Origin of the sequence: Paenibacillus sp. OT2-17, from assembly GCF_009827695.1 — a bacterium.
In the GTDB taxonomy this organism is placed as follows: Bacteria; Bacillota; Bacilli; order Paenibacillales; family Paenibacillaceae; genus Paenibacillus; species Paenibacillus polymyxa_B.
In genome coordinates this window covers 44189-57117 of sequence record NZ_WUDQ01000004.1, presented here as the reverse complement: position 1 = coordinate 57117, position 12929 = coordinate 44189, and the positions used below count along the sequence as shown (strand labels likewise).

Annotated in this window: 10 protein-coding genes; 8 read left to right on the top strand and 2 right to left on the bottom strand. The window is 47.1% G+C overall.

The features are described from left to right. Positions 1 to 24: 24 nt before the first annotated feature. On the top strand, positions 25 to 1416 hold the full coding sequence (locus GRP75_RS02565; RefSeq protein WP_053324395.1) for an MATE family efflux transporter: 1392 nt from the start codon (positions 25 to 27) through the stop codon (positions 1414 to 1416). A gap of 89 nt (positions 1417 to 1505) precedes the next feature. Here GRP75_RS02565 and GRP75_RS02560 read toward each other — a convergent pair whose 3' ends face one another. Then, positions 1506 to 2495 carry a zinc-binding dehydrogenase gene (locus GRP75_RS02560; RefSeq protein ID WP_160788538.1) on the bottom strand — a complete coding sequence of 330 codons (990 nt, stop codon included), beginning with the start codon at positions 2493 to 2495 and terminating at the stop codon, positions 1506 to 1508. A 135-nt stretch (positions 2496 to 2630) separates the two neighbouring features. Between GRP75_RS02560 and GRP75_RS02555 the strand changes: the two genes are divergently transcribed. Both GRP75_RS02555 and GRP75_RS02550 read left to right on the top strand, forming a co-directional pair. Next, positions 2631 to 3503 (top strand): LysR family transcriptional regulator, encoded by an 873-nt coding sequence (locus GRP75_RS02555; protein ID WP_160788537.1) that lies wholly within the window; start codon positions 2631 to 2633, stop codon positions 3501 to 3503. Continuing rightward, positions 3481 to 4629 carry an RDD family protein gene (locus GRP75_RS02550; protein WP_160788536.1) on the top strand — a complete coding sequence of 383 codons (1149 nt, stop codon included), beginning with the start codon at positions 3481 to 3483 and terminating at the stop codon, positions 4627 to 4629. Before GRP75_RS02555 ends, GRP75_RS02550 begins: the two co-directional genes overlap by 23 nt. Before the next feature lie 160 nt (positions 4630 to 4789). On the opposite strand, the gene GRP75_RS02545 is transcribed toward GRP75_RS02550, so the two are convergent. After that, positions 4790 to 7048: a glycoside hydrolase family 127 protein gene (locus GRP75_RS02545; protein ID WP_160788535.1), complete on the bottom strand. Its 2259-nt coding sequence runs from the start codon at positions 7046 to 7048 to the stop codon at positions 4790 to 4792. A gap of 130 nt (positions 7049 to 7178) precedes the next feature. On the opposite strand from GRP75_RS02545, the gene GRP75_RS02540 reads away from it, so the two are divergent. The 5 genes from GRP75_RS02540 to mngB all read left to right on the top strand — a co-directional run bounded on the left by GRP75_RS02540 (position 7179) and on the right by mngB (position 12892). Beyond that, positions 7179 to 8072: an AraC family transcriptional regulator gene (locus GRP75_RS02540; protein ID WP_160788534.1), complete on the top strand. Its 894-nt coding sequence runs from the start codon at positions 7179 to 7181 to the stop codon at positions 8070 to 8072. A 112-nt stretch (positions 8073 to 8184) separates the two neighbouring features. Next, complete coding sequence (locus GRP75_RS02535) at positions 8185 to 8640, top strand: PTS sugar transporter subunit IIA (RefSeq protein ID WP_023986529.1); 456 nt, start codon at positions 8185 to 8187, stop codon at positions 8638 to 8640. Next, positions 8640 to 8957 carry a PTS fructose transporter subunit IIB gene (locus GRP75_RS02530; protein ID WP_023986530.1) on the top strand — a complete coding sequence of 106 codons (318 nt, stop codon included), beginning with the start codon at positions 8640 to 8642 and terminating at the stop codon, positions 8955 to 8957. The genes GRP75_RS02535 and GRP75_RS02530 overlap by 1 nt, the downstream gene beginning before the upstream one ends. 99 nt (positions 8958 to 9056) lie before the next feature. After that, entirely contained in the window at positions 9057 to 10172 is a 1116-nt protein-coding gene (locus GRP75_RS02525) for a PTS fructose transporter subunit IIC (RefSeq protein WP_160788564.1), read from the top strand. Positions 10173 to 10216: 44 nt separating this feature from the next. Further along, positions 10217 to 12892 (top strand): mannosylglycerate hydrolase, encoded by a 2676-nt coding sequence (gene mngB, locus GRP75_RS02520; protein ID WP_237448900.1) that lies wholly within the window; start codon positions 10217 to 10219, stop codon positions 12890 to 12892. The last annotated feature ends 37 nt before the right edge of the window (positions 12893 to 12929 follow it).

Below are 12929 nucleotides of genomic sequence, written 5' to 3'. Positions count from 1 at the left end.
ATTTGAGAAAAAGAATGTGATGATATGAGTCAACTGAGTGTAAGGATGAGAACACATGGCTTTCTGAATAAGCATTTTTCAGGAGAGTCTATCGATTATCGACAGATTATTGCGCTGTTTATCCCGCTTCTGATTGATCAGGCTTTTATTGTGGGTCTTAATTTGGTAAACACGGCAATGATTAGCTCGTCGGGGATGGCGGCAGTCAGTGCTGTAAATATGATCGATTCTTTGAATATTTTTCTGATTAATGTGTTTGTTGCAGTGTCTACCGGGGGAACGGTTGTCGTGGCACAGTATAAGGGGAGCGGTAACGACCTCATGGTCTCTAAAGCTGCTTCCGGCACCATTTCCTCCGTTTCCTTGCTGGCCTTATGTATCAGTTTGTTTATGATGGTTTTGTACAATCCGATTTTAAGTGTTCTGTTTGGTTCGGCCTCACCTGATGTATTAGCTAACGGTAAGGTTTATCTGCTGGGAAGCTGTATGTCTTTTGTGGGGATTGCAATCGTTGAGGCAGTGTGTGGGGCGCTGAGGGGCATTGGGAAGACGAGGGCATCGTTGGCTCTTTCGCTCATCATGAACCTCTCGTATGTGCTTCTTAATGTGGTATTCATTAATGTATTGGATATGGGTGTGCTGGGCATGACGATTGCCGTCAATGTGTCCAGATATGCAGGAGCAGTATGCGCGCTGATCTATTTGGTCAGGGTAGATGATGACTTGCGTGTTCAGCTTAGAGATATGCTTTATTTTAATCTGGCTATGCTTAAAAAGATTCTGTTTATCGGGCTTCCCTTTGCAGCGGAACAGATGTTTTTTAATGGGGGCAAAATTTTAACCCAAATTTTCATTGTGAGCCTGGGGACAAATGCGTTGGCGACGAATGCCATTTGCTCATCCCTAGCTAATGTGTTCCAAATCCCTGCAAATGCTTTGGCTCTTACGATTGTAACTGTGGTCGGTCAATGCATGGGGCGTCGAAATGTCGCGGATGCCCGGAAGTTTACCAAATCGTTTATTTGGCTGTCGTCTTGTTCATTTATTGTAATGGGATTAATCCTGATGCCTTTGTTTGAGCCGATGGTGGGGCTATTTCATCCGCCTGCCGAAATCGTAGATGACATTTTTGTTGTCATTCTGATTAATACGTTGGCCCAGATTCCGCTCTGGTCCATTGCCTTTATTACACCCTCTGCACTAAGGGCAGCAGGTGATTCAAAATTTACGTCCCTCACCTCGATGCTGTCCATGTGGTTATGTCGGGTGGTGCTTGGATATATTTTGGGCATAGTGTTCAATCTGGGGATTGTTGGTGTCTGGTTGGCTATGGATATTGAATGGGGCGTGCGGGGAATCGTCTTCCTTTGGCGCTTCCGCGGCAACAAATGGGTCCAGCATCGTTTGATCGACTGAATAGGTCCACTACCATAAAATTGACTTCTGGATGAAGGGATTTTATGGCAGTGGATTTTTTTTCTATTCCTATACTTCGTTCAGCCCGCTTACTCCATCCTGATCCCTATATTGCCTAACTGCGCCCCCTGCTGCATACGGTGGAGGGCCTGCGTTGTGTCTTGTAGAGGAAATACGCTATCTATAATCGGATGGAGTGCATGGCGCTCCATAAACTGAAGCATAGCTGCGAATTCCTCGCCACTGCCCATAGAGGTGCCGATGATGCTGATTTGAGGGAAAAATATAGACCGCAGCGGAATCTCTACTCGATCTCCTGAGCTTGCGCCAAATGTAACGATCCGACCGTTCGGCTTGAGGATATCAAAATATTTATCGAATGTAGCAGGACCGATACTGTCAAGAACCAGATCCACAGTGTCTCCGTTCATACTTTCTTTCCATTCACTATGGCTGTCGAATGCATGATTAGCGCCATGGGCGAGGGCAGCCTGACTCTTTGCTTCGCTGCGTGATGTGACGGTGACCCGTGCACCTGCCGCTAAAGCCATAAGCATGGCATACGTGGCTACACCACCGCCAATACCGGGAATGAGGACGTGCTCACCCTGCTGTAACTGGCCTCTTGTGAAGAGCGCGCGATAAGCGGTCAAAGCAGACAAAGGCAGTACCCCTGCTTCTTCCCATGAAAGGTATGCTGGCTTGCTGACGGCATTTTGGACGGGGATGATAACCGATTCAGCGAATGTCCCGTCCGAAGGTCCGCCCAGAATGGCTGGAACCAAGGGAACATGATGCGTATTCTCCCATCCGATACAGGGATTGATAATTACATCGGTGCCTACCAGCGAGGTTGGGACACTAGCACCCACAGCCTCAATCACACCTGCTCCATCCGATCCGAGAATGAGTGGAGCATCGTTGGCAGCTCGATCTGCCATGAGGAATAGGTCCCGATGGTTCAAGCCTGCGGCTTTGAGTTTTACTCTCACCTCATCGTGCCCTGGCTGTCTGTCCGTAACGTCTGTATACATCAGACCCTCAGGGCCATTTTTGCTGGCATGTATCACGGCTTTCATTTTAAAACCTCCCGTGGTGCGAATTTAGATGCAATTGCATGTATATTGAATTGTACAGAGCGGCAAGCATCCGGTAAAATGGACAAAATCGAACGTGAGTATCACAAATGATCATACCAAGCAGGTGACGTATACATGGAAAGCAGTGATTTGAAAATTTTTCGGGCCGTCGCTCGCGAGGGCAGTATCACGAAGGCTGCGCAAGCCTTGAACTATGTACAGTCCAATGTGACCTCGCGGATTCAGCAGCTTGAGGCACAATTGAACGTACCGCTATTTCGCCGATCTAACCGGGGAATGGCGCTAACGCCAGCAGGAGAGAATCTGCTGGAATATGCGGATACCATACTGACCTTGCTGGACGAGGCTGTAAAGTCCACTCAATATTCAGACCATCCTGCGGGACCTTCGCGACTGGGATCGATTGAGACGGCGGCGGTTACGCATCTGACTTCTTTATTGACGGAGTATCACGCTCAATATCCTGATGTCCATCTATCGCTTATGACAGGCAGCACCCATGATCTCGTACAAAAGGTATTGAATTACGAATTAGATGGAGCGTTCGTCTATGGCCCCGTCGATGATCCGCATATAGAGTATGTTGCAGCTTTTGAAGAGGAATTGGTGCTCATCTCGGAACCAGGGAAAAAGGACATGGGTGAGTTGCTTGCCAAGCCTATGCTGTTTTTCGACGTAGGCTGCACGCATCGTACAAGAGCGGAAAGCTTTCTGAGCGAAGCGGGTGTGGATGCATATCAGGTTATGGAGTTCGGAACGTTGGAAGTCATTTTGGGTGGTGTAGCCTCTGGTCTAGGGGTGTCCATGTTGCCACAATCGTCGATTGCAAAGGCAGAGGAGGCGGGAAGTATTGCTTCTCATCGTTTACCTGAAAAATATCGCAAATTAGAGGTGTGGTTTGTTTATCGGCGGGATTCGGTTTACTCCAGTGCACTGTCAGGCTTGCTCCGCTGGATGAAAAAGGATGTTATACTTAACTGGGATTAAATTGACATCAGGGGTGTATCATTTGGAAGAACAAGATGTAACGAATAATCCATCTACAGTAGCTCCGGGGCCATATGCGACGAATGGCAACTACCATCGACGAGAACCGGATAAGATGGCAGTATTATCAGAAACATACGGAGCCTCTATCTTCTTCAGAAGATGGGCGGCCTGGATGATTGACTTCATTCTTATCGTCTTCGGGTATGGAGGGCTGGTTTATTTTACAGCGAAAAAAGTATCTGAAGTAGGAACCCCAAATATGGGCCTGGTAGTGATGCTCTTCCTGATGGGCTCCTTCTGCTATTATCTGTTACTGGAAGGACTTACAGGCTATACGCTGGGCAAGTTTGTACTTCGCATTCAGGTCGTAAATGGAGAAGGGAAACCGCCGGGCATGGTTAAATCCTTGATCCGTACCCTTATACATTTGGTGGATACGAATCCGCTGCTTTTCTTCGGGCTGCCCGCTGGTATATGTGTGCTGGTGACACCTCGGAAACAACGGATTGGAGATATGGCTGCGAATACATATGTGGTTAAGGTACGGGATTTGGGGACAGTGAGCAGAAAAAAAACCGGAATTTTGTCCGGGGTAATCATCCTGATGACGATCATTTCGATTGTCTTTGCTGTATTTTTAATTTCTACGCTCATTACTCAAATCGTGAAGCCTGAGGTATTTACCAGTAAGGATAGCCAGTTTGCGGTTACGGCTCCGTGGAATTGGTCACGAGATAATATGATTAATGAGGAAGCGGATATTTCCATTAAAAATGAATTGACCGAAAGATATTTGATTGTATTATCTGAACCGAAAAGCGATTTTGACAGCAGTATGACTCTTCAAGAATATAAAGGGATCATTGAGGATCATTTGGTGTCAGGAATTACGGACCCTGAATTGGGGAACCCTTCCGACATCGAGGTAAATGGATACCCTGCCATTGAGTTTACCCTAAAAGGAGAAGTAGACGGGACTCCGATCATGTATAACGTGACTACGATTGAAACGCCTTCACATTACCATCAGGTGCTTGCCTGGACCTACGCTTCCCGATACAGCAGGGCACAGCAAGAGCTACGCAAGATTAGAGACAGCTTCCGTGAAATGAACATGCTGTGAAGTGAACATGGAGCAATAACGATGAATCGAAGTTATAAGGCAGTAAGCAGAACAAGCAGACAGCTTATAGAAGCGTCTGCTTGTTGTTTTATAAGCTTCCTTTAAAAAATGAACATCAAAACGGAGTAGGCGGAATAGTAGATTTATATAGATAATTTGATCATACAATAGAATGTCTAATCACTCGTAATCCGGCAACTTTCGCCACTTTACCTTGTGGGTGGGCTTTGAATTGAATCGTCACTTCCTTCTTGTGGTTCGTCACAGATAGAGGAAGCTCATAGGCGAACGTTTCGAATTTATTCATTTCCTCAGACTCCAGCTTGCCTTCCCCTAAAATCTGACCATCCGCAGTGATGTCAAAGTCACCATGAGGACAGCTCAAGTCCTTCAAATAAGTGACCGCCAATTGGACAGGCTCATCCGAAAGCACCTTCATGACAAAAGAGAACCAGCCCCCAGGCCAGGTGTCGCGATATTTGCGGTTGTAGATGGACCCCAAACCTACATGCTCTCCAGTAAAGGCATGATCCCGTTCAGGCTGCATTTCGGCAGGCTGCACAACGTCCACTGTAAGTCGTTCCAGCTCTAGCTGATACGCTAACGCGGTACGATATTCTGCCTCTGTTGCTGCCCATTCCTCCTGGGAAAAGAGATCCCAATAGACGGTATATGAACGATCATACATTTGATAAAACGGACGAAGCTTCAAGTCTCCGATATAGCCTAAGTTGGTCGTATGGAATGTATTAGGCTCGTTCCCGTCAGCAATCAGCTTCGTTGTCAATGAGTCGGTCGCTCCGATCAGAACAGACGCAAGCAGACGTTCTTCGTTGGATTCCTGCTCAACAGGACCAAGGTCCCCAGCCAGCACTAGCGGCCCATACATAAAAGCAATTCGGCGTGGATTATCCGGCATTTCCTCGACTCTCACGGTCATAGGAATGTCATACTCGATCGTATCCCCATTGTTCCATTCCCGTTCAATTACAACGTAGCTGGTAGGACAAGCCTCTGTGACGTACTCTTCCCCGTTGATTTTAATCATCATCCCTTGCTCTGCCCAATGCGGGCATCTTAGCTTGATCGCGAAGGATTTGGGCTCCTTGCTGATGACGCGTAGCGTTCCCCGTCCATTTTGCGGAAAGAGAGTATCTTGTTTGAGCTGTACGCCCATCTCGTTCCATGTCACGGTAGAAGGGACATATTGATTGACATAGATCGTTTCTGGCGTGTGAAAATAAATCGCAGTGCCGTACATGGAGTGGCTTTCCATACCGGAACCGACACAGCATGTGAAATCCTCATATTGAGAATTAAAGGACTTGTGTCCTCCCATTTCCAGCGATACAAAATAGCACACACGTCCATCTACAGGCTGCTGTGAAGCCAGAATATGATTGAACATCGCTCGTTCATAGTAGTCGGCATAGGCTGCATAGGCGTCCCACTCGAACATATGTCTTGTTAATTTCAGCATATTGTAGGTGTTACAAGTTTCACAGGTACCTTCGCCCAAGCGGTCATTCAGCTTCCCGGGTTCACCAAAATGTTCATTATAGCTATTGCCGCCGATCACGTAGGAATGCTTGTGAACAACCCGATCCCAGAAAAAGCGAGACAGGTCCGCATATTGCGGTTTTCCCGTCATTTCAAATTGCCGTGCAGCGCCAATGATTTTGGGAATTTGCGTATTGGCATGTCGCCCTGCCAGCGTATCTTGGCTATCTGCGAGATCATTGAGCACCTCTCCGTGATAAAAGCGTTCCGCAAGGCTTAAAAAGCGTTCCTCTCCTGAATGCTCCGCCAGATCGGTCAGCACCTCGTTCATACCGCCAAACTCGCAATGCAGCACCTGCTGCACCTGATCATCGTCCAGCCCTTGAAGTACATCCTCCAGCCAGTTGCCGAGTTTGATTTCTATAGACAGGGCCTTGGGATGATGCGCCAGCAGATGTGCATCACGCAAGCCCGCAAAAAGCTTGTGCATGGTATATAGCGGCACCCACCCGCCGTTTAGATCAAAGCCCTGGGAGCGGATATCTCCGGCGTTTACTTCCTCAAAAATCTCTTTCCCACGTGGAATGCCGGAAATGTATCCGTTTCCATGACTGTTTTGGCATATTTCCAGTTCGTCGACCACATAGTTCACACGTTCCAACAGTCTTTCGTCGCCTGTGGAGGCAAACATCAGTGCACAGCCGGACAGGTAGTGACCGAGTGTATGTCCGCTGATGCCACGCGCTTCCCAGCCTTCATAGTGAGCCGCTTTGGGCTCCAGTCCCGCATATTCACGAAAGCGTGATAGTAAACGGTCGGGTTCCAAACTCAGCAGGTAGGCCGTATTCAGTTCCATCGCATGTAAAAGTGGGCCGGAATCAATTCTTACTTTATGCAAGTCAAAAGCTTTAGCTTTCAAAATCATCGCTCCTTAGCTAAGATGAAAGTGTATATTTCTCCACTACATTAGCATTGCAATCGCGGTATGTCAGTAGCTTAACCATACAATGGGTGGACAAATCCGAACATGAACCTAAAGAGGCGATAACATGACCTATCTAAAAGTAAATGTAGATGCTCCGATTCAACTGATCTCGGCAGGCGAGTTTGTTAACGAGGTACCTTGGAAGCATATGAGTCGTTCCATTGAGAATTTTGAGCTGATCCTAGGTGTCCAAGAGACGGTATATATACGGGAGGAACGGGAAGATTTTGAAGTAGGCGAGGGAGATATTCTATTGCTGTACCCCGGTCGTACGCATAAAGGATACCGGGAATCGTTGCCAGGCGTGAAATTTTATTGGTTTCATTTCGATGTTCCCACGACCCCGAATGTATTATCTAATGAAGAAATGAAGCAGGAAACAAGTGCTATGGATGGGCTTTTGCAGCGTCACGGTGTGATGCGTGATATCTATTTACCGCAATGTGTACAGGCAGACAACGGAGATCGGATTCATATTATCGTCAATCAGATTTTGCATGTAGCCAACTCACATTACCTTACGTATCACAGTGCAAATTATTTGTTCACCTCGCTGCTGATCGAGATATCTGAACTGGCGCTCAGCCGCTTGCTTTCCAATCCTGCCAGTTCACAGGGGAATGTGAGTTTTAACAAAATTATTGAGTGGACCCGTATTCATGCCGAGGAACCATTGACCGTGACGGATTTAGCTCGAAAATTCAATTACAACAAGGATTATATATCTCGTTTATTCAAGCAAAATACAGGCATGCGTCCCCTGGAGTTCATTCACAGTATTCGTATCAACAAAGCCAAAGAGTTGATTTCCCGTACAGATATGAGCATTAAGGAGGTTGCCGAAGAGGCAGGATATACCGATGAGAAGTATTTTATGCGTTTGTTCAAAAAGAGAGCCCATATGACTCCTTCCCAATACCGGAATGCCTATCACAAAACATTTATGAACAATGTCTAGTCCATTTCCGCTTGGATAGGGAAATTTTATAGATAAAACATGGAGGAAGAGTCGGCTAAAATAAACTTGTAAGCGTTTCACCTATAGATAGAAGGGAGGAGAGACATCCACCATGATTACTAGAGAACAGATTTATTTGGATGAGAAGCTGGAGACCAAATCGGCTGTGTTTGAGTTTATTGCCCAAGAGGCTGAAAAGCTGGGTGTCACCGTCCATAGGGAGCAACTGGTGCAGGATTTGTGGGAGAGGGAAAAGGTATATTCGACAGGGCTTCAGGATCAGTTTGCCATACCTCATACGCAGAGCGAAGTGGTCACCAGACCAGCAGTCCTCGTGATCCGATTGGAACATAGCATTGACTGGGCCTCTCATGATGGCAAGCCTGTCCAGTATATTTTTAGTATTTTGGTGCCTAAAGGGTCCGTGGATGTATCCCATTTACAAATTATTTCCTCGCTCGCAACCCTGCTCTTAGAGGATTCCTTTAAAGAGGCGGTAGCGGGTGCCAATAGCAGCAGCGATGTGTATCATTTGCTGGAACAGTATACAGAAGGGTTGGTGTCATAATGAAAATTGTAAGCGTTACATCCTGTATCGCAGGGTTGGCTCATACTCCAATGGCGGCAAAAGCACTGGAAAAAGCGGCGGCACAGCTCGGTCACCATATTAAAGTGGAGCAGCAAGGCGCACTAGGCCAAGTGAACAAACTTACGGAGGAAGACATTGCAGCGGCGGATTTTGTACTGATTGCCTCGGATCAGACAGTGAAGGATGCAGAGCGTTTTGAAGATAAAAGAATCGTTCGCGTTAAAATCGGTCATGCGGTCAACAATGCGGAAGCGGTTCTTACCAAAGCGGTGGAGGCCATCTCTGCTCAAAAATAAGATTAGGGAGGCAACACGGAGAATCAGCGGCGTAGATAATCTGAATGATATCCGATGAGCCTTTGAATAACAGTAGTATTCATGATGGGGGAGAACATGATGAAAAAATGGCTGAGTGAAGCTAAAAAGCATCTGATGACAGGCATTTCTTACCTGCTTCCGGTTATTATTGCAGGCTCCTTGATTGTTGCCGTGTGTAAAATTATCGGTCTGACAATGGGTGTCACTGACTTTGGTCCATATGCTGACAAAAGTGGCTTTCTTCATATTTTATACTTAGTGGAAAATGTAGGCTGGCGCGGAATTGGACTGCTAAACATGGTTCTGGCTGGGTATATCGCCTATTCAATTGCCGACAAGCCTGCACTTGCTGCAGGGCTGATTGGCGGCGTGCTGGCACAGGAGACGAATGCGGGATTCTTGGGCGCTCTTGTTGCAGGTTTTTTCGCGGGGTATGTCACCCTCTGGGTGAAAAACAAAGTGAAAATCACAGGTCCGGCCGCAGGTTCTGTTCCGCTAATTATTTTGCCGCTCATTACGGTAGGCTTAACCGGGATTCTCATGTCCGTCATCCTAGGTGGGCCGTTGAGCGCGACTAATGAAGGACTGGTCAACTGGATTAAGCATATGAGTGAGAGCGGAACCAGCACCTTGGCGCTAGCCTTAATTTTGGGAGCCATGATTGGGTTCGATCTTGGGGGTCCCGTCAATAAAGCTGCCTGGATGGCGGGAAATGCGTTATTCCTGTCGGGTGTGTATTTACCCAATATTTTCGTAAACATTGCCATCTGTATTCCACCGCTAGGCTATGGAATTGCAACCCTAATTCTGAAACATCGCTTTTCCAAAACATATCGGGAAGCTGGAAAAGGCTCCGTGATCATGGGCATTATCGGAATTACGGAAGGGGCTATCCCGTTTACACTGCGTAACCCTGCCAAGCTGATTCCATTGAATATGATTGCCTGCGCAGCAGGTGCAGCATTGACGGCTTTGCTGGGCGCACATGTCATCATGCCTCCAATTGGCGGTTTGTATGGCGCCATCTCCGTAGGTACTCCGTTTGCATATCTGGCTGGAGGGGTTACAGGCGCATTAATCATTGTGGCAGGAACCTTGCTCGTCAATTTCCGTGAGGAAGAACAGCAGCAGGCTGAAACGAAAGAGGCCTCTGTTAAGAAAAATGGAGAAGACATTGAGCTTGTATTTGACTAAATATCACTAGATAAAGAATAGACAGCATGGAGGGAGAACGAGATATGAGCCGTACGAAAGTGCATGTCATACCACATACTCACTGGGATCGAGAATGGTATTTTACCACTTCCAGATCCAAAGTCTACTTGGTGAAGCATGTGAAAGAAGTATTGGATGCGTTGGAGAATGGGGACGGTTTTAAATACTATCTTTTGGATGCCCAAGGGTCCTTGCTTGACGATTATACCCGCTGGTGCCCGGAGGATGAAGAGCGCATTCGCCGTCTGGTAAGCGATAAACGCCTGATGACCGGGCCGTGGTATACGCAGACGGATCAATTGGTGATTTCCGGTGAATCGATGGTCCGTAATCTGTATTACGGTATGGAAACGGCGCAGAAATATGGTCATGCCATGAAGGTCGGTTATGTGCCGGATGCCTTCGGCCAGTCGGCGCAGATGCCGCAGATTTATCAGGAGTTCGGTATTCGGCATTTTCTATTCTGGCGCGGGGTAGCCGATAATACGAATCCTAAAACCGAGTTTTTGTGGAAGGGGTCGGATGGCAGTCAGGTGTTTGCGGTACAGATGCCGTTTGGCTACTACTATGGTGGGAATATTCCAGAGGAAGCGGGAGAACTTGAGGCGTATCTCGACAGCCAGATCGGTGCGCTGGAAGAAAAAGCGTCTACCCGCCATGTTTATTTTCCCAACGGTTTCGACCAAGCACCTATCCGCCTGAACTTGCCAGAATTGATTCGCACATTCAACGAGCTGGACCCGGAACGGGAATATGTGATGAATGAGCCGGAACGTTTCCTTGAAGAGATTGAAAAGGACAGCAACGACCTTCCTGTACTGGAAGGAGAGCTTATGGAAGCCAAGCATATGCGTATTCATAAGTCGATTTTTTCCACACGAGCTGACCTTAAGCAGCAAAATAACGAGATTGAACATTTAATCGTGAACACGCTGGAACCTGTACTGTCGATCAGCCATGCACTTGGGCATGAATATCCACATTATATCGTGAAGGATATATGGAAGCTGTTGTTTGAAAATGCAGCCCACGACAGCATTGGTGGATGCAATAGTGATACGACGAATCGGGATGTGGCTTTTCGTTATAAACAGGCGCGAGATATCGCGGAGAATGTATTGGAGCTGCACAAGCGACTGATCGCGTCGAAGATTAAGCAGGAGGAGACTTTTGCCTTCACCGTCTTTAATACGTTGCCTTACCCGCGCAAGGGAGTGACAGAAATTGATGCTTACTTGCCGGAAGGAAGCTTTGTCATTCGGGATACGAACGGTCAGCAGCTTTTGTATACGATTACCGAGAAAGTGGAACAAACAGACTACGTGCTCGGTCAGCATATTGATCTGAATCCGAGCAAAAAGGTGTACCTGCCTGAGCGTGTATTCCGTGCCAAGCTGTTGGTGGAGCTTCAGGAAGTACCTGCTATGGGGTACACACAAATTATATTTGATTTTAGTGCAACAGGGGATGCAACAGCAGAACGTAGCAACGGAAAACATATTGAAAATGAATTTTATAGCATAGCCGTACAGGAGAACGGGGCATTAAGCATCACGGATAAAATTTCGGGACGTGTGTACTCAGATCAGATGGTGTTCGAGGAAAACGGAGATGATGGAGATTCCTACAACTATTCTCCACCGGAACGTGATCTTACAGTTTCTTCGCTTGGTACTGATGTGGAGACGATAACATCCAAAAGTACGGTATCCGAAGAATTGTCCCTTCGGATGAAACTGAAGGTTCCGTATGATTTAAATGAGCGTTCCGCTGCTGGGACTTCAGCTGAGTTGCCACTGCAGGCATCGGTCTCCTTGCGGAAAGGTGAACGCCTGATACGTTTCTCGGTGGATGTGGACAACCGAGTGCTGAGTCACCGTCTGCGGGTGCTATTTGATACCGGGATTGCCTCTAAGCTATCTATTGCAGATCAGCCGTTCGGAGTCATTGCCCGTCCAACTACGCTGGAGGAAGTAAAGGTATGGGAACGGGAGCAGTGGACGGAAAAGCCGATCACCATTGAAGCTATGCAAAGCTATGTTGCATTAAACAATGGTTCCCATGGAGTAGCCGTGATGACTGAAGGAGTAAGGGAATATGAAATCATTGGACATGAACATGATACAATAGCGCTGACGTTATTCCGCACTTTTGGTTATATGGGCAAGGAGAATCTGCTATACCGCCCGGGTCGTGCCTCAGGAGAAAAGATCGTAGAAACGCCAGATGCACAGCTGCTCGGTGAGCTTTCATTTACGTTTGCTCTACATGTCCACGAGTCCGGGTTTGATGAGGCGGGCATTGCTCAAGCGGCCAAGGAATATTTAACACCATTGTCCAGCTACCAGCTGTCTGATTTTCTGAACGGCCGTTTAATTTTTGCCTTCCGAGACGAAGAAAGAATATTTGAGCAAAACTATAGCCTGTTATCTTTTAGCAAGGATTCCAATGTAATCTTGAGTGCATTCAAGAAAGCAGAGCATAGTGATGGTTATATCGTCCGTGTATTTAATCCTTATTTAGAGAAAAATGCGACTGCACATATCACATACAGTGAATCGGCCCATTACGAGTTGGTTTCGCTGGATGAGCGTTCCAAGGGAGAAACATTGGTTTCGTCCGATACGGAAGGTGCACAATTGCCGGAATTGCAGCATTGCAAGCTATTAACGGTACTGGTAACCCCGGAATTGAAATAACGTGGAAGTAAAATACGGTTTATCGGAAAGGAGGTCT